Source organism: Chloroflexota bacterium, from assembly GCA_016887485.1.
GTDB lineage: Bacteria > Chloroflexota > Anaerolineae > Anaerolineales > Anaerolineaceae > Brevifilum.
This window is the reverse complement of record CP069394.1, coordinates 1,399,204-1,421,298: the sequence shown is the minus strand read 5'-3', so window position 1 is coordinate 1,421,298 and position 22,095 is coordinate 1,399,204. Positions and strand designations below refer to the sequence as shown.

General features: G+C 46.2%; 18 protein-coding genes. 14 read left to right on the top strand and 4 right to left on the bottom strand.

What is annotated here, in order from left to right; translation table 11 throughout:
- The first annotated feature begins 176 nt into the window (after positions 1-176).
- Genes JR338_06380 through JR338_06365 form a run of 4 tightly spaced genes read left to right on the top strand, consistent with a single transcriptional unit; the run spans position 177 to position 4,541 of the window.
- Positions 177-995, top strand: coding sequence for a citryl-CoA lyase (locus JR338_06380; GenBank protein ID QRN82076.1), 819 nt, complete (start codon positions 177-179; stop codon positions 993-995).
- 13 nt (positions 996-1,008) lie between these two features.
- Positions 1,009-1,869, top strand: coding sequence for a shikimate dehydrogenase (aroE, locus tag JR338_06375; GenBank protein ID QRN82075.1), 861 nt, complete (start codon positions 1,009-1,011; stop codon positions 1,867-1,869).
- Positions 1,870-1,914: 45 nt separating this feature from the next.
- Entirely contained in the window at positions 1,915-3,225 is a 1,311-nt protein-coding gene (gene aroA / locus JR338_06370) for a 3-phosphoshikimate 1-carboxyvinyltransferase (GenBank protein QRN82074.1), read from the top strand.
- A gap of 23 nt (positions 3,226-3,248) precedes the next feature.
- Positions 3,249-4,541, top strand: coding sequence for a Coenzyme F420 hydrogenase/dehydrogenase, beta subunit C-terminal domain (locus JR338_06365; GenBank protein ID QRN82073.1), 1,293 nt, complete (start codon positions 3,249-3,251; stop codon positions 4,539-4,541).
- A 51-nt stretch (positions 4,542-4,592) separates the two neighbouring features.
- On the opposite strand, the gene JR338_06360 is transcribed toward JR338_06365, so the two are convergent.
- From JR338_06360 to JR338_06345, 4 genes are all read right to left on the bottom strand, one after another.
- Positions 4,593-6,371 (bottom strand): thiamine pyrophosphate-binding protein, encoded by a 1,779-nt coding sequence (locus JR338_06360; protein QRN82072.1) that lies wholly within the window; start codon positions 6,369-6,371, stop codon positions 4,593-4,595.
- Between the two features lie 41 nt (positions 6,372-6,412).
- Positions 6,413-7,222, bottom strand: a complete 810-nt coding sequence (locus JR338_06355; GenBank protein ID QRN82071.1) for a sugar phosphate isomerase/epimerase — start codon at positions 7,220-7,222, stop codon at positions 6,413-6,415.
- Positions 7,223-7,339: 117 nt separating this feature from the next.
- Positions 7,340-8,518, bottom strand: a complete 1,179-nt coding sequence (gene aroC, locus JR338_06350) for a chorismate synthase (GenBank protein QRN82070.1) — start codon at positions 8,516-8,518, stop codon at positions 7,340-7,342.
- Between the two features lie 71 nt (positions 8,519-8,589).
- A complete protein-coding gene (locus JR338_06345) occupies positions 8,590-9,363 on the bottom strand; it encodes a type I 3-dehydroquinate dehydratase (GenBank protein QRN84375.1) in 774 nt (257 codons plus the stop codon).
- Positions 9,364-9,684: 321 nt separating this feature from the next.
- Between JR338_06345 and JR338_06340 the strand changes: the two genes are divergently transcribed.
- From JR338_06340 to rbsD, 10 genes are all read left to right on the top strand, one after another.
- A complete protein-coding gene (locus tag JR338_06340) occupies positions 9,685-11,097 on the top strand; it encodes an aldehyde dehydrogenase family protein (GenBank protein QRN84374.1) in 1,413 nt (470 codons plus the stop codon).
- 181 nt (positions 11,098-11,278) lie between these two features.
- Complete coding sequence (locus JR338_06335; protein ID QRN82069.1) at positions 11,279-12,172, top strand: LysR family transcriptional regulator; 894 nt, start codon at positions 11,279-11,281, stop codon at positions 12,170-12,172.
- Positions 12,173-12,291: 119 nt separating this feature from the next.
- Complete coding sequence (locus tag JR338_06330; protein ID QRN82068.1) at positions 12,292-13,887, top strand: ABC transporter substrate-binding protein; 1,596 nt, start codon at positions 12,292-12,294, stop codon at positions 13,885-13,887.
- 107 nt (positions 13,888-13,994) lie between these two features.
- A complete protein-coding gene (locus JR338_06325; GenBank protein QRN82067.1) occupies positions 13,995-14,996 on the top strand; it encodes an ABC transporter permease in 1,002 nt (333 codons plus the stop codon).
- Positions 14,997-15,001: 5 nt separating this feature from the next.
- The gene (locus tag JR338_06320) at positions 15,002-15,895 is read left to right on the top strand and encodes an ABC transporter permease (GenBank protein QRN82066.1); all 894 of its coding nucleotides are present in this window, start codon (positions 15,002-15,004) and stop codon (positions 15,893-15,895) included.
- A gap of 13 nt (positions 15,896-15,908) precedes the next feature.
- Positions 15,909-16,883 (top strand): ABC transporter ATP-binding protein, encoded by a 975-nt coding sequence (locus JR338_06315; GenBank protein ID QRN82065.1) that lies wholly within the window; start codon positions 15,909-15,911, stop codon positions 16,881-16,883.
- A 60-nt stretch (positions 16,884-16,943) separates the two neighbouring features.
- Entirely contained in the window at positions 16,944-17,906 is a 963-nt protein-coding gene (locus JR338_06310; protein ID QRN82064.1) for an ATP-binding cassette domain-containing protein, read from the top strand.
- A gap of 114 nt (positions 17,907-18,020) precedes the next feature.
- The gene (locus JR338_06305) at positions 18,021-19,391 is read left to right on the top strand and encodes an MmgE/PrpD family protein (protein ID QRN82063.1); all 1,371 of its coding nucleotides are present in this window, start codon (positions 18,021-18,023) and stop codon (positions 19,389-19,391) included.
- Between the two features lie 138 nt (positions 19,392-19,529).
- Positions 19,530-20,810, top strand: coding sequence for a serine dehydratase subunit alpha family protein (locus tag JR338_06300; GenBank protein ID QRN82062.1), 1,281 nt, complete (start codon positions 19,530-19,532; stop codon positions 20,808-20,810).
- A gap of 811 nt (positions 20,811-21,621) precedes the next feature.
- Entirely contained in the window at positions 21,622-22,017 is a 396-nt protein-coding gene (gene rbsD / locus JR338_06295) for a D-ribose pyranase (protein QRN82061.1), read from the top strand.
- Positions 22,018-22,095: the final 78 nt, after the last annotated feature.

Below are 22,095 nucleotides of genomic sequence, written 5' to 3'. Positions count from 1 at the left end.
TTCAAGAAATTATCTCACCAACATTAAAAATATTTTTCTCGATAAATTGTTACGATAAAAAAATTTATGATTGGGCTCGCCTGGCATATAAGAATTTTCGGTGAAGTACAGCATCGAAGAAGGCGAGATGCCAGTTAGCAGGCTAATAACTCATATTAAAAACTGAAGGGTAGATTATGGCGACCATAAAACATTGGGATACTGAAATATCTTATACAACGGAAGATCAGATCCGAGTTAGGGGATACGATCTGGTAGAGATGATGGGAACAGTTCCATTCTCTCATGTTGTCCACTTACTGTTCACGGGTGAACTGCCCTCGCCAAAGGTTGGCAGAGTCGTTGATGCCCTAATGGTGGCTTCTATTGATCATGGACCTGGATCGCCATCCGCTTTGGCCACCAGGACTGCTGCCTCGGGTGGCGCTTGTATGAAAAATGCTGCAGTGGCTGGTTTCCTGACGCTGGACAAATCTCATGGTGCTGCTGTTGAAGATTGTATGAAAGTTCTGATAAAGGTTTTAGAATTGACTGAAGAAACCTCCGGCGGCGAAGAAGAAAAAGCTGCCATCGTGGTGGATTTTCTACAGAGTGAAAAAGAAGCAGGAAGAAAGATCCCAGGTTTTGGCCATCGCCAACATCATCATGACCCTCGGGTTGATAAACTTTTCGCGCTGACAATGGATGCTGGTGTTAACGGACAATACCTTGCCATTGCCCAGGCTATTTCAAAGGCTTTATCTGAAAGGGCTGGTAAAGAGTTGCCTATTAATGTCGATGGGGCGGTTGCGGCGATTCTCTGCGAGCTGGGTTACCCGGTTGGGCTTGGGAACGCGCCTTTCCTCATCGCGCGTCTGTCCAGTTTGCTCATCCATGCCTATGAAGAAATTGAGAGTATGCCCCGGATGCGGCGGATTGATCCGGTAGATTTTGGTTATGTCGGCGTTGCCGATCGAGAATTGCCCAAATTCTACCAACCTGAGGACGAAGAATAGGAATAGGATATCAATGATCACTTCAAAAACAAAGAAATTAGGCCTGATTTGCTGGCCTGTCGGTCACAGCCTTAGTCCCATCATGCACAATACCGTGTTTGAGTCCTTGGGGATGGATTGGGTTTATTTACCCCTGGGGACAAGGCCCGGCGAGCTTGAAGCAGCGGTTAAGGGGTTGAAAGCTTTGTCTTTTGAGGGGTGCAACGTCTCCGTGCCCTACAAAACCGAGGTCATCCAATATCTGGACGAGGTCGAAGACACGGCTATGAAGATGAACGCGGTTAATACGATTAAGAACATCGATGGCAAGTTGATCGGAATGAATACCGATGCCCCTGGGTTCATCCAGCATCTTACCTCAGAAGGCTTGGAACCTGACAGATTTAATATTCTGATGATCGGCGGAGGTGGCGCTGCCAGGGCGGCACTTTTTGGCCTTTCACAGTTTGATATCCAGCACATTACGGTGATGGATACCGTTGAATCACAGGCAGCGTCATTGATTCATGATTTGGGATCAGTATATTCACCTGATAAAGTGGAATATTTACCCCCTAGCGAAGAAAACTTCAGAAATCTTAGTCTGAATGGACTTGACTTAGTGGTCAACGCAACCCCGGTGGGAATGTCACCAAAGGTCGATACTACTCCCTGGCCTGATGGTGTGGATTTACCGGATGGGGCGGCCTTTTTTGATATCGTTTATAACCCCCAAATGACCAAATTCCTCTCTCGCGCAAAAACCGAAGGTCATAAGACAATATCCGGGCTTGGAATGCTGGTTTACCAGGGCGCGATCTGTTTTGAATCATGGACAGGTGTTAAACCCACTGTAGACTTGATGTTTGAAGTCTGCCAGAACTCTTTAAAATAAGCAAGATTGAGCTGATTGAACCATTTGTGAAAGGATCCTAGCATAATGAATGTATTGAAAGTCTCACCATTAGAGCATTCACTGGAGGGAACATTAAAGGCTTCTCCTTCGAAATATCACACACATCGAGCGCTGATTCTCGCAGCGTTGGCTGAGGGTGAATCGACCATTACCGGAATGAGCACCTCCTTGGACAATATGTCCACGGTTACTTGTCTGGCTCAAATGGGCATAAAATTTACAGCCATCGAGAACGGGTATAAGGTAGTTGGCGGCCCATTCCAGACTCCGGCGAATATCCTGGATTGTGGTAACTCGGGTTCGACCATCAACTTCCTGCTGGCGGTCACCTCAACTGCCCCGGGCACGATTGTCTACACCGGAGATGAGTCCTTGCGCTCCAGGCCTTTGGGACCCTATATTGATGCTTTGAACCGCTGGGGCATTGATACCTGGTCAACTCGCTCGAATGGTTTGCTGCCGGTTGTCATCCGTTCGGGAGATATCACAAAACTATCGGATCATGTGTGGATCAATGGATTGATCTCGCCTTGGACCAGCGGATTACTCTTAGCGGCTCCGTTTACCGGTCATGACGTGACGGTTGATATTGAAGATGGAAAACTGAACGAAGCAAGCTACACGGATTTGATGATCCAGATGATGGCTCAATTTGGCGTTGAAGCTGAGGGAAAAGAAGACCACTCCAGTTTCTTCGTAAAAGGTGGCCAAAAATTCCATCCAGCCCAGGTCCATATTCCGGGTGATATTGCCTTGGCTTCATTTGGTCTGGTTTTGGCTGCCATCAGCGATTCACATATTTGTTATTCCAATATGGACCCCAATGCTTTCCATCCGGAATCGAAGATACTGGAAGCGCTTGAGCAGATGGGCGCGGATGTCCGAATTGACGCTGAGGCGAAGACCATTGAGGTCTATGGCGGCAAGCCGCTGAAGGGCATTGAGATCGATTGTAATGATGCTCCTGATATGATCCCGGTTTTGAGCATTTTATTGGCTCATGGCGAGGGTGAGAGCCGGATTGTGAATGCTGAACAGGTCCATTATAAAGAATGTGACCGGTTAGAAGCGATGGCTCAATTAAACAAGATGGGTGTCCCGGTGGAGGTTACGCGGGATGGGTTGATCATCCAGGGCGTCAAGAAGCTCAAAGGAGCAAGTGTCGATTCATTCAAGGACCATCGCGTCATGATGAGTTTTACGATTGCCGGTTTGGTTGCTGATGGGCCGACTTATATCACTGATCCTCAGGCGGCCGGCGTTTCATATCCCGGTTTTATAAAGGATATTTCAGCCTTAGGTGCGGACCTTGAGATAATCTCTGATCCGGCGTGATCAAATTGAAAGAATGATAACCTATGAAGAATGTTCTTGAAGTTGATCAGACCGGTCTTTGTTTAGAGTGTGGAACTTGTGAGGGCATGTGCCCTCACAATAATATTAAATTGGTTCCTGATGATGAGGGGCGAAATCGGATCCATATCCAGGATGACAGCTTTTGTGAGAAATGTTCTGGGATCTGTTTGAAAGTCTGCCCCGGGGCTGTAGTAGATATGGACCAGCTCAACAGGCAGGTGTTTGGGGAACTACCTGAAGACTATTGGGCCGGAAACACCATCCAGGCATTTTTAGGATATAGCCCGGATGAAATGGTCAAGAAGACCTCCGCTTCAGGAGGGATCGTCAGCTCGCTTATCATTCATGCTATTGAATCCGGGATGATCCGGGGGGCTTACCTCCTGACCCCACAGGAGGGTCTGCCATTCGAATTGAAAGCGGTTTTGGCCACAGATAAGGAATCCGTTCTCAAATCTGCCGGTTCATTCTATTGGCCAGCGCCCATTGGTCAGTGCCTCAGGGAGATACGTCATGCGGAAGGTAAATTTGCCTTTGTAGGGTTGCCTTGTGAAATTCAAGCACTGCGAAAAGCCCAGGCCATTAATAAAAGCCTGCAGGAAAAGATTGCATTTACTATTGGCCTCTATTGTGGGGGACGACCGACGATTCAGGGGCAGCGCTTTGCTTTTGAGCGTTATGGTATTGACATGGCTGATGTCAAGGATATCAAATATCGGCAACCTGAATGGCCCGGTCATCTGATGGTGACATTGGCGAATGGCGAGGAGGTCCATGTGTATAAGCCTGAACAACTTCAGGGTTTTTCTGGTCAGATATTTGGACATCCCCGCTGTCTTTTATGCCACGATGCAACGGCTGACCTGGCTGATATCTCCACAGGTGATGCAATCCGGCTTGAAGATATTCGGCAGCCCGATGAGAAGTCGATTGTAGTTGCCCGCACTAAAACTGGTTTTGAATTATTAGAAAGTGCCCGCGCTGCTAATAAACTCGTCTTACGAGAGGTGGGGATCGATAAATTCCTGCATTCCCAACACAGGCCAATCCTACATAAGAAACTAGCCCTGTGGGCACGGATCAGGCTCGCATATCGCGTGTTTGGCAAATCAACACCTAAGATCAAGATGACTGCACCTGATGGCGAGATTAAGATGAAACCAGTGTTTTATTTTGCTGGTTTTCGTATTCTTCTGGTTAGCATTTTGACGGCGAAACCCATTTTTCGAAAACTTCTTAAAATTGTGCCCATGAGCTTGTTGAGGAAGTATTCGAACTTCGAAATTTATTTCTAACAAAAAAAGAGCTTGCATTTTGCAAGCTCTTTTTTTAGTTTAATTTAGTTACTACTCTTCATCAGCAAATTTTTTGCGTCCATTGGTTATTTCTGGCTTTTCAGTATAAATATCATTGATGTTCCAGATCCCTGGGGTAGGCACGGGGATATTTTCCATTGGGCAATCGATTAGGAATGGTGCATTGGCTTCCAGGGCAACCTTTAACTGTGGGCCAAGTTCCTCAGCGGAATTGATTGTTGCAGCTTGAATTCCATATCCTTTGGCTACCTGCGCCCAATCCGGTGAATAAGGCTGTTCATCTGCTTTGAAAACGGTACCAAATTCGGTATGGTAGTGGGCCTTCTCAAGCCCGGCGATGGTCCCAAAGGCTGAATTGTTCATCACGATCCAGATGATCGGGAGGGCCATTTCCCTAGCTGTGGCCAGCACGGATGGATTAGTTCCAAAGCCGCCATCGCCCACCAAAGTGACAACGACCTTTTTCGGTGCGGCGAGTTTTGCGCCAAGCACAGCGGCGGGCCCGAAGCCCATGGTAGCTAATCCGGAGGGATGATGGATCGTGTCGCACTGAGTCACGGCATATTGTTGGGCGACGCCATTCTTGTTCCATCCGACATCGGTGAAAATCAAGGCATCGTCGGGGAGCACCTGTTTGACCTCCCATAGGATCCTCTGCGGCGTCATGGGGAAACGGTCATCCGTCTTGAGTGAATGATTCTCTTTAGCAAACGCTTCGCGGGCCTTTGAGATCTTTTCGATGGTTTCCGGATGTTGGATGGGTTCAGGCTGGCATTGCTTCACTTCTTCAAGGATCTGTTCAAGGGCGAGCCGAGGGTCAGCCACCGCGCCAATTTCCACGGGGTAGTTCCGGCCGATCTCCTGTGGCTCAATATCGATTTGGATGAAGCTTGTCTTGTTGGTGTCAAAGGTGATTCCATCATACCAGGAGGACGAATCGGCTTCGGCAAAACGGGTGCCTATCGCCAGGATCAGGTCAGCCTGTGACGTATAGCTATGGGTCAATTCCGACCCCCAGAAGCCGGTTTGTCCCAGCATGAGCGGGTGGGTATCCGGCAGCACGCTTTGCGCCATCAATGTTCTGGAGACGGGAACCTCAAGGTATTCCACGAGCTGCTGTAAGGCTTTCTCGGCTTGTGAGGCCCTGACGCCGCCCCCAACATGGATCACCGGAGATTTGGCGGAGAGCAGACGTTCAGCGATCTTTTTAGCAATTGTTCTATCCAGGGCTGGTTTGGCGATCTCATGGGAATTGCTGAAGGTTCGTTCAAACAATTTGGTGGGGATTTTCCTGGAGAACATATCCATGGGTACGGAGATGAGCACGGGACCCGGTTTGCCGCTCTCAGCAAGCTGGAACGCTCTGTCCAGGATCCTTGGCAGTGATTCCGGATCGTCAATTCGCCAGGCTCGCTTCACAAATGGGCGATAGATCTCAAATTGATCCCCATCAGCGTGCATGTTGACTTCCTGATGGGGGTGCTTGCCAAAATAGTAACTTGGGACATCCCCGGCGATGACAACCATCGGGATCCCATCCAGGCTGGCATTGGCAACGCCGGTGGTGGCATTTGTCAGCCCAGGCCCCAGGTGGCAAAGGACTACGCTGGCCCTATGGGTCACTCGTGCGTAGCCATCCGCGGCTGTTGCGGCAATCTGCTCATGGCGATTGCTTACATAGGTGATATTTTCACTCCGGCTAAGCGCATCCAGCATGGCGATGACTGTATGGCCGCACAGGCCAAAGATATGCGTCACGCCCCTGCGCTCAAGATAGTCAACAATTTGATCAGCGACAAGTTTTTCCACTTGAAATTCTCCTAATTACAAACCGTTTTACATTTATAAGATTATTCGACACCCAAATATTGTTTTGAGGTTTCGAGACACTTTTTAGCGTGTTCCAAATAGCCATGTTGCGAACTATAGCTTAACCTGGGCAGTTCAATGGAGTAGGGAACCTGGGGCAGCGCGGAGATGATGGATTTGACATCAATGCCGCCTTCTCCCAGAAAAGCCCGATTTTCTCTTAGAATATAAATCATTTCCTCGGTAGTGGTTGGAATCTCTACCTCTGCATCGCAGAGGTGGACCATATGGAACCAATTCCTGGGCAGAACTGAGAGGATTTCCGGTTTGTCACCAGCCCGGTGGAAGTGGTGAATATCCACCAGGATCCCGGCGTTTTCCCGGCTAACTTCATTCAGCACCGCTACCACACCTGACAGGTCCTTGACGGCTGCGATGGGGACGTATTCCAGCTCTACGGTCAGATCGTATTGAGCCGCCAGGTCACAAAGCTGGGCGAAGCGGGTCATATACAGGTCTCGGTTGTCCGTCCAGATGCTGCTAAGCACATGCTTCCCGCCTAATTCTACTGCGGTTTGAAAAGCAGGCTCATATCTGGCTGGGTCTACATCATCGACAATTCGAGCCAGCTCGATATCTAATAGGCGGATGCCTGTCTCTTCCATAACGCGTTTGGTTTCCGACATGAGCTGTTTATTCTTTGAGAGGTCGAAATCCGGTTCTTCGGGCAGCCCCATATAGATTTGTCGCATGCTGAAATAGTCATAACCCGCCTGGGAGGCGATAGTCGCCAGTTCCACTGGAGAGGCGTTTAGTACCGTCAATTGAGCTAGTGAGAATTCTTGAGCCATATGAATCAATTTATCCTGTTCAGTAAATAAAAAGGAGAGCCTTGAATATCGAAGCGTAGAACGATGTTCTTACTGCTTTTCAGACAGGCTCTCCAAAATTTGTGTATTACGTCTAAACTAGACTAAATCCCATTTTGGATCCATGTCTGTCATTGCCCGAGAACCCTTGACCATCAGGATGGCATCAACCAAAGCCAGCCGGACCATTGCTTCGCAGACGGGATAGATCCGGGGGAGAATTGAGGCGTCTCGGCGGGTGATCGGCTCAAGAATTTCGTCGGCCATCTTATCCATGTTCACTGCCCGTTGAGGAACGGAGACAGTGGGGGTGGGTTTGACAGCAACCCGGAGCCGGATCTCATCACCATTGGAAATGCCGCCCAGGATACCGCCGGAATTGTTGGAGTAGAAGTTCACCCGGCCGTTTTCTTTGTTGACGTAGGTTTCGTCGTTGCATTCGCTACCCAGCATATCAGCAACGCCAAAGCCTGCACCAAATTCCAGACCTTTAACAGCGCCGATGGACATCAGCCCATGAGCAATGGTTGCAGAAAGCTTATCGAAGACCGGTTCGCCAAGCCCAGCAGGCACACCATGAACAACCACCTCAACCACACCACCACAGGTATCGCCGGTTTCCTTGACAGCCAGGATATCTTCGATCATCTTCTGGGCTGCTTCTTCATCAGGACAATTGATTGAGTTGGCGCGATAATTCTTCTTGGCCTCTTCAAAGGTCACAGGCTTGGCCTTGATCCCATGGGAAGCCACTGTATAGGCCAGGACTTCAATCCCCATTTTATCAAGGATCTGTTTGGCCACGGCACCACCGGCCACTCTGCTGACTGTCTCTCGGCCAGAGGCTCGTCCAGCGCCTACCCAATCAGTAAACTCGCCATATTTCTTCATGAAGCCATATTTTGCATGGCCGGGGCGGATATTCCAGCGATAATCACGATATTGGCCCACATGGACATCTTTAATATCATTGTTGGGGATCACAATCCCGATGGGAGCGCCTGTGGAAAGATCGTCTTCCATCACACCGGAAAAAATATATACCTTATCCTTTTCAAGCCTGGGAGAATCAAGCGGAGTTTGTCCGGGTTTGCGTTTATCCAGTTCAATCTGAATATCCTCAGCCGTGATCTTGATGCCGGCGGGAACGCCATCAATGATTGTGAGTAATCCACCATACAACGTTTCAGGGATGCCTCTATCTTTGCGGAAGCAACCTGCATAGGATTCGCCACAAGTTGTTACTCGAAATACTCGACCAAACGTGTTGCCCATCATAATAAGCAATTGTCCTTTCTGGTTTTTTCACCAGACGCTTGTAAATGGAAGCTCTATTGAAAAATAAATAATTACGATTTGTCCAGTGAGGAATGGATGGCTAGCAAACTTTGTTTCAATTCACTAACGGAAATTTGTCCCGGCGCAGAGCTCTTGCCTGCGCTGCCAAATGTCATAGATGATCCGAAGATTTCTCCACTCAATCGGCTGATCGAACCGAGACCGCCCATGGACATGGTCACCAGGGGGCGATCGGCATATTTGGTTGCCATTTCTTCGGTTGCCGACAATAGGGTGAGAACATCGGCGGATGAATTTGGCATCACAGCGATCTTTGGTAGGTCAGCGCCAAGCTCTTGCATTTTCCTAAGACGGCTGATGATCTCATCTTTATTTGGTGTCGCATAAAAATCATGGTTGGACATAATGACATAAGTCTCATGTGCATGAAGGTCCTGAACGAGTTGATCTACCTTTAGGCCTTCTTTAAACAATTCAACATCAATAATATCCACGTCGCCGAGGCTGGCAATAAAATTGAGGAGATCGGCATAATTTGGACCGGAGATCTGAATTTGTCCGCCTTCTGCAGCAGTGCGAATGGTGTAAATTAAAGGAATATCGCCAATGATCAGCCGGAGAACGTGCAGAGTTTCTTTGATTTTCTGTTCATCGCGAACATCTTCATAGAAATCAGCGCGCCATTCAATTAGTTCTGCGCCGATTTCGACGATGGATTTCGCATCTGACAGGATTTCTTTCTGGGTTTTACCGACGATGGGAACAATAATCTTTGGTATACCAGTTCCGATTTCGATGTCGCGAATTGTTAATGGCTTGATAATGTCACACCTCATGCAAATCTTCAATAAGAAAAATTTTTACTAACTTTATCCATTTTTATCATGAAAATTGGCCTAAGTACAATTCAAGAATCCATTTGACTGATAAAAAAATTTATTAATATTTTTTGAGTGAAAATCCGCTTAAATGAAAAGACCATGTCTTTTAGTGGGTAAATGGAATTGATAAATAAAATAAATCATAGCAACGAAAACTTGTATTAGACATTCGCAATCTATTCTTTTAGAATGAGGCTCATAAAAATATTTATTGAAAATATTTTAACACTCGTTAAGCAGGTATTAATCAACGGAAGGTTCCCATTGGAAAAAGAAATCACAGCAGTTGAACATTCTGAACTAGATGATGTTTTTTCAAAAGCTCATAAGGCATTAGAAATTGCTGAAGGGTTTGATCAGAAAACAGTGGACCGCTTGTGTCAGGCCGTAGCCTGGTCGGTGGCTAATAAGGAGACATTCCTCAAGTTGGTGGATATGGGGGTTGAGGAGAGCAATTTGGGTGACCCTGTTGGCCGCCAAGGTAAACGGTTTAAGATTATTGGCTGCTTACGAGATGCTCTTCGAGAGAAATCAATCGGCGTTATTGAAGAGATTCCTGAAAAGGGCATTGTGAAGTACGGCAAGCCTGTGGGTGTCATTGCCTCTCTGGTGCCGACTACAAACCCAGCGCTTACACCTGTTGGTCAGGCGATCTATGCGATTAAAGCCAGGGATGTCGTCATTTTTTCGCCCCATCCACGCTCTGCAAAGACAACAAATACAACAATCGAATTGATGCGTGAAGCATTGAGGCAATGCGGTGCACCTGCAGATATTCTGCAGTGCTTGACCAAGCCCAGTAAGGCGCAAACAGCTGAGTTGATGAAACGTGCTTCATTAGTTATTGCTACGGGCGGTAAGGCTATGGTGCGGGCGGCCTATAGCTCCGGTACACCAGCTTATGGCTCCGGCGCAGGCAATGCGACTATGATTTTTGATGAAACAACGGATGTAAAAGTAGCTTGTCATAACTCCATGCTGAGCAAGACATCCGATTTCGGTTCCGGTTGTTCTGCTGATGGGAATCTGATTGTATCCGACCAGGTTTATGACCAGGTGTTAGAAGGCCTTCAGGACGAGGGTGGCTACATGGCATCCGACCAGGAGCGTGAAATGCTCAGGAAGGTCATGTGGGATGAGGAAGGCCATCGACTTCCGAACACTATCGCCATCCGACCTCAAAAGTTGGCTGAAATCGCCGGTTTTTCCATTCCTGATGATCGGAAATTCATTTTCGTAATTGGCGATGGGATTGGCAAGGAATATCCGTTCTGCAGTGAAAAACTGACTACTTTGATGGCCGTTCATAAATATTCGGGTGAGTTTGAGAACGCTCTCACTATGATGAAGGCTATATATGAAGTGGGTGGCAAGGGACATTCCGTTGGCATCTTCTCATTTGACGATGACCACATCGACAGGCTGGCCCTCGTAGCGCCTGTCAGCCGGATCATGGTTCGTCAGCCACAGTCGAAATCGAATGCCGGTTCATTCACGAATGGCATGCCGATGACTTCATCAATGGGCTGTGGTACATGGGGAGGCAACATTGTCTCCGAGAATATTAGCCTAAAGCATTATATAAATACAACATGGGTCTCAAGGCCTATTCCAGAGGATCGACCATCCAACGAGGAACTGTTTGGTGAGTTTTATGATCCTTCGAAAGAGCTGTAATTAAGACATGTGGTTGACTTTTTATTGAGGTTTGAGGGAAGAGGCTTTTAATGATTACTCATGTCCTAAGCGTGAAGAACAGGCAAAATAGTGTTCTTGTTGTGATAGACTCGAATGGTTTGATAAACATTTGCACTGTTTCCTGTAAACATTCACTAGGCATGAGAATTAGGATGCGATCATGAGATTACATCAGTTAAAATGTTTTACCACTTTATACCAGACACTTCACTACACTGAAGCGGCTAATGAATTATATGTTTCGCAGCCAAGTTTGAGTTATGCCATACGAGAACTTGAGAAAGAATTAGGCGTGAAGCTGTTTGACAAGCACGGGAAGACTATCACCGCTACAAAATTCGCGACAGCTTTTTTGCCTTTTGCGCAGACAGCCATTGATTCATTGCTTGCCGGTGAATTGAAGCTAAAGGATATGATGAATCCCTTGAATCTGCGATTGGGATACATTTTTAGCCTTAGCTACGATTTCCTGCCCAGCATCTTCAGTCTGCTTCCCCATCTTGCCGCAAATGAGGACTTTACGTTTTCCTTCTACCAGGGCACGTCGGAAGATCTGGTTCAGAAAATTCAGCAGGATAAACTGGACCTTGCTTTCACGCCATATTATCAGGGCGAAGGGATTTCAAGTTACCAAGTATTTTCCCAGGAGATTTTCCTGGTTGTGCCAAAATCACATCCCTTGGCTGATGAAGAGGAAGTGGATTTTTCCACGATTGCGAGTGAGAAATTCGCATTGATTAAATCCGGGACTCATCTCCGCCATGTGATTGATGACATTTTTACCGGATATGAAGTTGATCCAAACGTGGTGTTTGAAGCGGAAGAATGCAATTCGATTGCTTCATATGTCGCTTCTGATTTTGGGGTGTCGCTCATTCCAAGAATTCCTCCTTTGGTTCAATATAACTTATCCTTCCTACGGATTAAAAACTACCCAATCAATCGCAAGATCTATTTGATCTGGAAGACGGATAGTGCCGTAAAGCCGATTATTATACAGATCCAGGAGAGTCTCAAAGAACATTTTGACACGAACCAGGTCAGGTCCGAATAATGTTAGCCTCAATATTGTTTGTGACCAAGAATTAGCCACTTATGGAATAACGCACTGCTGTATTGCGTAGAGAAAGATCGATATTAGTTTCACTCATAAACCATATAAGGAGATAAAGGATGAAACGTAGTTTGTTGTTTTTGTTAGTTGCCATCATGGTGCTTAGCATAGTGGGATGCCAAAGCTCCGCTGTCACTGAAGCAGTAGTTCCTGACGATGATGGCTCTTCAGAGGTTTCTGGTGAGGAAACCTCAGGTGAGGAAGTCGTTGCGGATAGCTCCGACAGGATTCTCCGCGAACAATTAGTGGTTGCAATCAGCCAGGAACCTCCAACATTGGATGCCTATGCAGCTTCCAATGAAGTTGTTTTTCTTGCTACCCAGACTGTTTTTGAATCTCTGATCAAGAACGTGGATGGTGAACTTGTGCCTTGGCTGGCAACGGGATTTGACATCATCGATGACACCACAATCCGCTTCACACTTCGTGAGGATGTGCTGTTCCATGATGGCACTCCGATGACCGCTGAAGATGTTCTGTTCTCGATGAGCATAGCTCAAACAAGCAACTTCACCAGCACAATTTTTGGTGCACTGGATATAGAGAATTCTCAGGTCATTGATGACTTCACTGTAGAATTTAAGTTACAGTATCCTTTTGCCCCGATCATGGAAGCATTTGCCTGCTATCGTGGCGCTATTTTCAGCAAGGCTGCCTATGAAAGCATGGGTGCAGAAGCCTTTGGCCGTGCCCCCGTTGGTACTGGCCCCATGATGTTCAGTGGATGGGTCGCTGGTGACCGGATTGAATTGGTGAAAAACGATAGCTATTGGGGTGTGGAACCTGCTTATGGCAAATTGGTCTTCCGCGTTATTCTGGAAGCTTCCTCCCGTGCTATTGAACTTGAGACCGGTGGCGTTGATATTGCTTTCGACCTTTCAACCACCGATTGGGGTCGGATCGATGAGGATCCCTCCCTGCAGATGCTCAAGGGTACCTCCCTCAAGATGGTCTACCTTTGCTTCAATAACGAAAATGAACTTTATGGCAATGAGTTGATCCGCAAAGCTATTGCATATGCAATCAATGTAGAAGCTGTTGCCACAACCGCTTACCAGGGTTACGCAGAAGCTGCTGATGGTTTCATGGCAAAAAGCATTCCTGGTTATAAGGTAGAGGGTCCCTGGGAATATAATCCCGAGAAATCCAAAGAATTGCTCGCTGAAGCCGGTTATGAAGATGGTCTAGAAGTTAAATTCATCACCTTCCAGCAGCAGAATTACAATGCCGCCATCGAGATTATTCAGAGCATGCTCAAAGAAGTTGGTATCACCGCCACAATTGAAATGGTTGATATCACTACCTTTACAACGATGAATAATGCCGGTGAACTGCCCATGACGGTTATGTCCAACAGCGCCACCATTCTTGACCCGGCGAGTGCTCTGGTTGCATGGCCTCTTGCCCGCACAATTTCCCTCCGCCATAACGACCAGCATGTTCAGGACCTTCTGGACGCCGGTGAGCAAACCTATGCGATGGAAGATCGTATTCCGATCTATGAGGAACTGCAGGACTACCTCTGGGACAAACTGTATCTTCTTCCTCTTGCTTATCCGGAGAGAGGGTATGCCGCCAGTGGAACCATTCTTAATTTTGAATTTGTGAGTACTGGTATTCCTGATTTCACAGTGATTGAATTCACACAAGAGTAAAATGTACCAAGCGAAGAAGTAGTAACAACGAAAAATAGGAATAGTTGCCATAGGGGGTTCCCTGTGGCGACTATTCTCTTTCTTTGCAATGTAAGGAGCAATCTCTTATGGCTCGTTATGCACTAAAAAGAATTCTTGCCATGATACCGGTGTTAATTGGCATCAGCTTTGTGATTTTTACCCTTCTATATTTTACGCCGGGTGATCCAGCGCGAGCACTATTAGGTGACTTGGCAACGGAATCAGAAGTGGAAACGCTTCGCGAAGAGATGGGGCTGAATGATAGTTTTATGTCGCGATATTTCCACTATATGGGTGATTTGTTAAAGGGCGATCTTGGTGTTTCATATGTTTCCAAGCTACCTGTCAGTGAAGAAATTATGACCAGATTACCTGTAACTGCTCGGGTTGCTTTTTATGTCATAATTTTTGCTGTCATTATTGGTGTGCCAGCTGGAATCATATCTGCAACAAAGCAGTACAGTTTCGTTGACAATCTGGTACGTATCTTGTCATTATTAGGCATCACGATGCCCAGTTTCTGGCTGGCTTTGTTATTAGTTTTATTATTCTCAGTTAAACTGGGTTGGCTACCGGCCTCAGGCCTATATGGGCCGATCTATTATCTTATGCCTGTGGTAAGTATTGCTGCTGTGCCGGTGGCTACGATCGCACGGATCACAAGATCGAGCATGCTTGAGGTGATCCGTTCGGATTACATCCGAACCGCCAGGGCTAAAGGCCAGTCTGAGAATGTGATCTTGTTCAAACATGCTCTCACCAATGCTTTGATCCCCATCCTGACAATCGTTGGTATCCAGTTTGCCGGGAGCTTGGGTGGTGCTGTGGTCAATGAACAGGTTTTTGCCATACCTGGCCTGGGGAAAATGATGGTGGATGCCATCAAGGCAAGGAATTATCCCTTAGTTCAAGGTTCTGTGCTGATGTTGGCAATGCTACAGAGTGGTGTTAATTTGGTTGTTGACCTTCTGTATGCATTAGTGGATCCACGGATTCGTTCTCAATATATTACGAGGAAGAAGACTTCAAAAGAAGATCCTGTATCAACGTCCAGTCTACCGAGTAACACTGATGCGCAGGAGAGTTAGGCTAAATGGATAATAAAAACCAAAAGGTTCACGAAAACAAAATTGTGATTGTTAAGAAACGCAGCCAGTTCCAGGAAGTGTGGCGACGGCTGAAGAAAAACCGTTTAGCGTTGGCTGGTCTGGCAATGCTGCTAATTTTGGTGTTGTTAGCTATATTTGCGAATGTTATTGCACCATATCCGTATGATAAGCAGAATTATTCAGAAATCATGCAATCACCTTCGCTGCAGCATTTGGCAGGAACGGACGAATTCGGCAGAGATATTTTGAGTCGGATCATCTATGGGTCACGCATCTCCCTGCGGATCGGTTTTATCTCATTGTCAGCTGGCGCTTTAGTGGGTTGCATCCTGGGTGCGATTGCTGGGTATTTTGGGAATATGGTAGACAATGTTATCATGCGTATCTGCGATATTCTCTATGGGATTCCAAGAGTTGTCCTTGCGATTGCTATCGCTTCGACTCTTGGCGCTGGAATCACAAGCGCTTTGATTGCGGTTGCGGTCAGTTCTGTGCCCAACTTTGCCCGGGTTGTGCGCGCTGCCACGATGACGGTTCGCGATCAGGATTATGTTGAAGCGGCACGTGCAATTGGTGCCAATACTGGACGTATTCTGAGGGTTCACATTTTCCCGAACATTCTGGCACCTATCATCGTCCAGGCAACACTTGGTATTGGGAAGTCAATTCTCCTATGTGCCTCATTGAGTTTTCTGGGGTTAGGGATCCAGCCGCCAGTTCCCGAATGGGGAGCCATGCTCTCTAGCGCAAGGACTTATATGCGGGATAACCCATATATGGTTATTGGGCCTGGCCTGGCGATCATGTTAACGGTGATGGCATTGAACCTCTTCGGAGATGGCCTCCGCGATGCTCTCGATCCAAAGTTGAAGAAGTAAGGGGCCAGTATATATGACTTATGAAACGAACGATAACATTCTTGAAGTAAAAAACCTGACAATCCATTACATTACCGAGGAAGGTGTTGTCAGGGCAGTCAATGATATAAGCTTTTCCTTGAAGGAAAGTGAGACCTTGGGCTTAGCCGGTGAAACTGGCGCAGGGAAGACAACGACCGCGCTTGGTTTGATGGGGCTTATCCCTGAGCCGCCCGGAAAAGTCATTGATGGGCAGATTATCTTTCATGGAAAAGACCTGCTCAAATTGAGTAATTCGGCGATGCGAAAGTATCGTGGAAATGAATTATCCATGATCTTCCAAGACCCAATGACGGCTTTGAACCCGGTTTTGACCGTCGGTGATCAAATTTCAGAGGTAGTCCGTTTGCACGAGAAACTATCCCGCGCGGATGCTGAGATTAAGGCTGCTGAAATGTTGGAGATGGTGGGGATACCCAAAGAGCGTATGGTTGAATATCCCAACCAGTTCTCTGGCGGCATGAAGCAAAGGGTCATCATCGCGATCGCGCTAGCCTGTAACCCAAGCTTGATCATTGCTGACGAACCTACGACCGCTTTGGATGTGACCATCCAGGCTCAGGTTCTTGATTTGATGGGTGGATTGAAGAAAAGGCTGAATACTGCAATGATCATGATCACACACGATCTGGGTGTGCTCGCTGAGATCTGTGATCGGGTGGCGATTATGTACGCAGGACAGATTGTTGAGATTGGCTCTCTGGAAGATATTTATGACCATACGATGCACCCTTATACCAAGGGATTGTTTGGTTCTCTGCCGGATTTGAACAGCAAGGTTGACAGGCTTACCCCAATTGTCGGCCTGATGCCAGATCCAACTCATCTTCCAACTGGCTGTCCTTTCTACCCACGATGCAGCCATAAGATGCCAGAGTGTGAATTAATTGCCCCTGAGGATATTGAAGTTTCGCCTGGGCATTTGGTCAAATGCTTACTTTACAAATGATGGATGGATGTCTTATGGCGAAGATGAAACAATGTCGTACCTTTTTCGTTGGAGAAAAAAATGGATAGTCTGCTTGAGGTAAGTAACTTAAAAAAATATTTCAAAACCCCCAGGGGAATGTTACACGCTGTCGATGATGTCAGCTTTGTCGTTAATCAAGGCGAGACATTAGGTGTGGTTGGTGAATCTGGGTGTGGTAAATCTACCTTGGGACGTGTGATTATTCGGTTGATTGATTCCACGGCTGGAAAGGTGATTTTTGATGGCGAAGATATCACAAACTCGAATGCCCGGCAAACTCACGCATTGCGGCAAAAGATGCAGATTATCTTTCAGGACCCGTATTCCTCATTGAATCCCCGTTTGACGGTTGGCGAGAGTATCTCAGAACCTCTGGTCATTCATAAATTGTGTGCCAAGAAAGCAGAAATTGAAAAGCAGGTCTATACTTTGATGGATACCGTCGGTTTGGCCAGGCGCTATGTTAATTCATATCCACATGAATTGGATGGGGGACGCCGGCAGAGAATCGGGATCGCCCGAGCCCTCGCTTTGAACCCGAAGTTCATTGTCTGTGATGAACCCATTTCCGCTTTGGATGTTTCCATTCAGGCCCAGATCCTCAATTTGATGCAGGATCTTCAAGAGGAAAAGGATTTTACCTACATTTTCATCACACATAACCTTTCAGTAATCAAGCATATCTCCAAGAACATCATGGTCATGTATTTGGGTGTTACGGTTGAGAAATGCTCAACTGATGCTTTATTTGATAAACAATTACATCCGTATACTAAAGCGCTTCTTGCTGCAATCCCTGAGCCAAAAATTCATAAGACCCGGGTACGCAAGTTGTTGACAGGTGAGATCACATCGCCTATTGAACCCAAGCCCGGTTGTCGGTTCGCAGCTCGTTGTGAGTATGCAAAGGAAAAGTGTTTCAATAGCACGCCCAAGTTCGAAGAGGTTCTTCCTGATCACTTCGTTGCCTGCCATTGGGTGCGAGAGATTAACGGGCTTTAGAGGAAAAAGAAAGTTTTTTTGAAGAAGAATTTACTGAAGCCATCGGAAAACTGACCCTGTATCATTTGGACTATTTTCGATGGCTGCAGTTATATATTCAGCAAAGGATATAAAGTGACAGAGAAAAGTTATTTCAGAGAACTTGCAGAATATTTCAATTCATATTCGTTTTCTGATATTGATGCTGAAACTTTGCATCAGGTAAAACGTTCATTAGTGAATTATTTGGGTGGGAGTATCTATACGGCGTCCCACCAGAGCTGTCAGGATCTGTTGCAGTTGATCCGCGATTTAAACCCGAGCGCTGGCACAGCCAGTATCTGGGCTGACCAACAACCCGTGCTCCCAATTATTGCTGCATTCTCTAACGCAGCTAGGTTGTCTAGCATTGAATTGAACGATGGCACTAAAGCATCGGCGCATCCTGGGATTTATGTCTGGTCAACTGTTCTGGCGACGTATCAGCGTTTCCCGGTTCCAGTGGAAGATGTCATCCGGGCAGTGGTTTTTGGCTATGATGTCTGCACCCGAATGGCTTTGCTTTCGATTGAAAGAATCCGTGAATTGGGACTGCATAACCCTGGTTTTGTGGGCGGATTAGGTGCAGTCGCGGCGACTGGATTGCTCAGAGGTCTGTCTGTTGACCAGTTATGTAATGCATTTGGTATGACGGCCTCCTTGCTCCCACTTTGCCCGTTTGTTGGTTTTGTTGAGGGGGCCAACTCAAAGGATCTTTATGGCGGATGGGGAGCATATCTGGCGATGTTTGCGGTTGAAGCTGCGAGCCGTGGCCTAACCGGCCCCGATACTGTTCTCCATGGTGTAAAATCTCTGAAGACTGTCTTTCAGGGTCATACTGGAAAAGAGATCAAACCTGGGCAACCCTATTTGATTAACGAATTATCCATCAAAGAATTTCCTGCCTGTTTCGCGGTTAATCCGGCGATTAAGACAGTGTTTAAATTGCAGGAAAAGCATGATATTGCCCCCGATCAAATCAAATCCATTCTGGTTGATTCCTATCCTTATTCCTACGATCTGGATGGGGGCCTTCCTGAGTCTTTAAACACAACATCCAGTCGTTTATCTCTGACCCATTCTGTTTCTGCAGCCATTATTGATGGAGAGGTGACCCCGGCGACGTACACAACTGAACGGCTAAGAGATCCTCGGTATGTTGAGATGAGGAAAAAGGTTGTCACCTCCCGGCATAATGAATATGGCACCGGGCCCACCGGAAAGAGGGCTTGTATTATTGAGATCACCCTGATGGACGGGCAGGTTCTGCGTGAGGAATATGATTCAGCTTTGTCGGTCAAGGATAATTCTGACGAGTATCTTTTGAATAAGTTTAATGGCCTGACAGAGGAAGCATTGGAGGAAAGCCAGCAGAATGATTTGTATGAATTCGCAATGAGCCTTGAACGCCAGGCGAGTTTGGATCCAATGTTGGATTTACTGAAAGCGATTCCCATTATCGGTTAGAATTTCCATTAGTTCAAAAAGGTTAATTGTTGTTCAATAGGTTTCAGCTCGATGTTTTTCCATAGCTTGGGCTGAAATACGCATTGGACACTTAGCGCTATTTAAACAGAGAATGAGGAGTTTATCCTGAACAGGCAAATGTATCTTGATTATGTGAAAATTCTTGAGGAAGAGCTTGTACCCGCGACAGGGTGTACGGAGCCGATCGCAATTGCCCTGGCAGCAGCAAAAGCCAGAGAGATGCTGCACTGTGAGCCTGAGAAAATGCAAGTGCTTTGCAGTCGTAATATCTTCAAGAACACGCGGAGTGTGACAGTTCCAAATTCCAATGGGCTAATCGGCATTAAAGCCGCCGCCATATTGGGCGCTTTGGGTGGGAAGCCATATTTGGGAATGGAAGTCATCTCGGAAGTTGAGCCTGATCAGGTGGAACAAACTCAAGCCCTTGTGGAAGGACAATTTTGTGAGGTCGGGCTTCTCGAATCCGACATTGATTTACATATTCAGGTCGAAATGTTTAAAGGGCCCGATTCCGCCCTAGTGGAAATCAAACACACGCACACCAATATCACACTGATTAAAAAGAACGGTCAGATATTCTTCCAGCAACAGGATGATTCCGGTAACTATTTAGGAACCTTTGTTGATCGTTCCATTCTCTCGGTAGCAAGGATTTATGAATTTGCCAATGAGGTTGATCTGGCTGATGTTCGGCCGATGATTGAACCTCAAATTGAATATAATTCGGCCATTGCGGACTATGGGATCAATCGAAAATTAGCGGTTGGGTTAGGGCAGTTGATCTTGCAGCGTCACCCTGATGATGATTATGAGAAGGCCAGAGCATATGCTTCAGCGGCTTCAGAAGCCCGAATGACGGGTTGTCCCTTCCCAGTGGTAACAAATTCGGGTAGTGGCAATCAGGGCATCACATGTTCAGTGCCGTTGATCAGCCTGGCAAAATCCTGGGGTGCCTCGGAAGAGGAGCTTATCCGCACTCTGGTATTTTCGAATTTGTTGACCATTCATCAGAAGTCGGGGATTGGCAGGCTTTCCGCGTTCTGTGGCGCAATCAGCGCGGCAATCTCGGCAGGAGCAGGTATGACCTATTTGAAGGGCGGCTCCTTGAAGCAGATCAACTGGACGATTTCCAATATCATGGCGAATATCCCCGGCGTGATTTGTGATGGCGCTAAGTCATCTTGTGCCGCAAAGATTGCCTCGGGCTTGGATGCCGCGATTCTTGGTCACCAGCTAGCAATGCAATCAAGTAAATATTATGAAATGTCAGGCATTTTACAATCGGATATCGAGGTATTAATTCGGAATGTGGGAAAGATCGCTAAACAGGGGATGGCTGAAACCGACCAGGTGATTATGGACTTAATCGTTAATGATAATGTCCAAAATTCTGGATAACTAAATTATTGATTGACTCTATTGGGTTTGTTTCACTAATATAATGCCGGACGAGATGGAGCCTCGTTGTTCTTTGATTGTTTCTGGTAAAAAGGCATATTTGATTTCTGTTTTCTGCCCGCGAGGAAACAACCACCAACAATAAATTATTTTATCGGTCAATTGCTTGACATTTCAGTTATGGTTGATAAAAACTCGCTAAGCAAAAATAGGGGTTTAGTTCATCTGGAAGAACGTCTCCTTGCCAAAAAGAAATGAGGGCTAAAAGCTCTCTTTTTTAACCCCCCATATACTGTGTATATATTCCAATTACGGGCTTTGTCCCCTATATAGGGATGCTCCTATTTCCGGCGTCGGAAACTAAGTCTTCTCCGGTGGGATGCCGGCTCCTTTTTCTGTAAGTATTATTAATGATAGCTACTAGTTTATTCATGCCTTTATCTGAATAGGCTGAATTGTTGTTGGATAAAAAAATCAATAATAACTAGACCTGTTTTTGGGGCGGTCATATATGTTGAAAGTATAAAGAAACAATCTTAACGAGTTGAGAAATTGTGGATAAGAACCTGATATATAAGCGATGGTGGGGCGATATATTCGTAACTGAAATAAGTGAAAAAAATATATTTCAAAACCGATTTATTCTATTTTAGCTAAAGGGAAGTTAAATTTCATTGACATGGGTCCATATTTATGATAATTTTATAAATATAAAGCGCAATCGTTTGCGTAACACCTTTTGATAATTGTTTTATTAAAATTTTATTGAAATAGCCTCACAATAATAGAATTTGTTTACTAAAGGAGAAAAATGAAAAAAGATAGAGTTCTTAATCCTGATATTGTTGCCGAGATTGCAGCACTAGGCCATACGGAATATTTTTGTATTGCAGATTGTGGTTTACCCATTCCGGAGGGGGTTGCTATTGTCGATGTATCAGTTACAGCGATGATCCCTACTTTCTTACAGGTTTTGAAATCAGTTGAAGCAGAACTTGTTGTGGAATCATATATCGTGGCGAGTGAAATCGTCGAGAAGAATCCAGAGACTCTAAAGGAAATTGAATCTTTGATGGGCGGAAAACCAGTCGAGATGGTGCCCCATGAGGAATTCAAGAAGCTGACTGCCAATGCGAAATGTATTATCAGAACTGGCGAGACTTCGCCTTATGCCAATATTATCCTTGTTGGTGGTGTGAATTTCTAAATTGCGTTCTTCAACTTAAAATGAATAACGGTTTATTAGTTGGCTTGTATTTGCTAAATCCATAGATTAATCCAGGCG

Excerpts from the sequence above, each read along its gene's own strand:
- JR338_06380 (QRN82076.1), top strand. The coding sequence starts at position 177 with ATGGCGACCATAAAACATTGGGATACTGAAATATCTTATACAACGGAA.
- aroE (QRN82075.1), top strand. The coding sequence starts at position 1,009 with ATGATCACTTCAAAAACAAAGAAATTAGGCCTGATTTGCTGGCCTGTC.
- aroA (QRN82074.1), top strand. The coding sequence starts at position 1,915 with ATGAATGTATTGAAAGTCTCACCATTAGAGCATTCACTGGAGGGAACA.
- JR338_06365 (QRN82073.1), top strand. The coding sequence starts at position 3,249 with ATGAAGAATGTTCTTGAAGTTGATCAGACCGGTCTTTGTTTAGAGTGT.
- JR338_06355 (QRN82071.1), bottom strand. The coding sequence starts at position 7,222 with ATGGCTCAAGAATTCTCACTAGCTCAATTGACGGTACTAAACGCCTCT.
- aroC (QRN82070.1), bottom strand. The coding sequence starts at position 8,518 with ATGATGGGCAACACGTTTGGTCGAGTATTTCGAGTAACAACTTGTGGC.
- JR338_06335 (QRN82069.1), top strand. The coding sequence starts at position 11,279 with ATGAGATTACATCAGTTAAAATGTTTTACCACTTTATACCAGACACTT.
- JR338_06330 (QRN82068.1), top strand. The coding sequence starts at position 12,292 with ATGAAACGTAGTTTGTTGTTTTTGTTAGTTGCCATCATGGTGCTTAGC.
- JR338_06325 (QRN82067.1), top strand. The coding sequence starts at position 13,995 with ATGGCTCGTTATGCACTAAAAAGAATTCTTGCCATGATACCGGTGTTA.
- JR338_06320 (QRN82066.1), top strand. The coding sequence starts at position 15,002 with ATGGATAATAAAAACCAAAAGGTTCACGAAAACAAAATTGTGATTGTT.
- JR338_06315 (QRN82065.1), top strand. The coding sequence starts at position 15,909 with ATGACTTATGAAACGAACGATAACATTCTTGAAGTAAAAAACCTGACA.
- JR338_06310 (QRN82064.1), top strand. The coding sequence starts at position 16,944 with ATGGATAGTCTGCTTGAGGTAAGTAACTTAAAAAAATATTTCAAAACC.
- JR338_06300 (QRN82062.1), top strand. The coding sequence starts at position 19,530 with ATGTATCTTGATTATGTGAAAATTCTTGAGGAAGAGCTTGTACCCGCG.
- rbsD (QRN82061.1), top strand. The coding sequence starts at position 21,622 with ATGAAAAAAGATAGAGTTCTTAATCCTGATATTGTTGCCGAGATTGCA.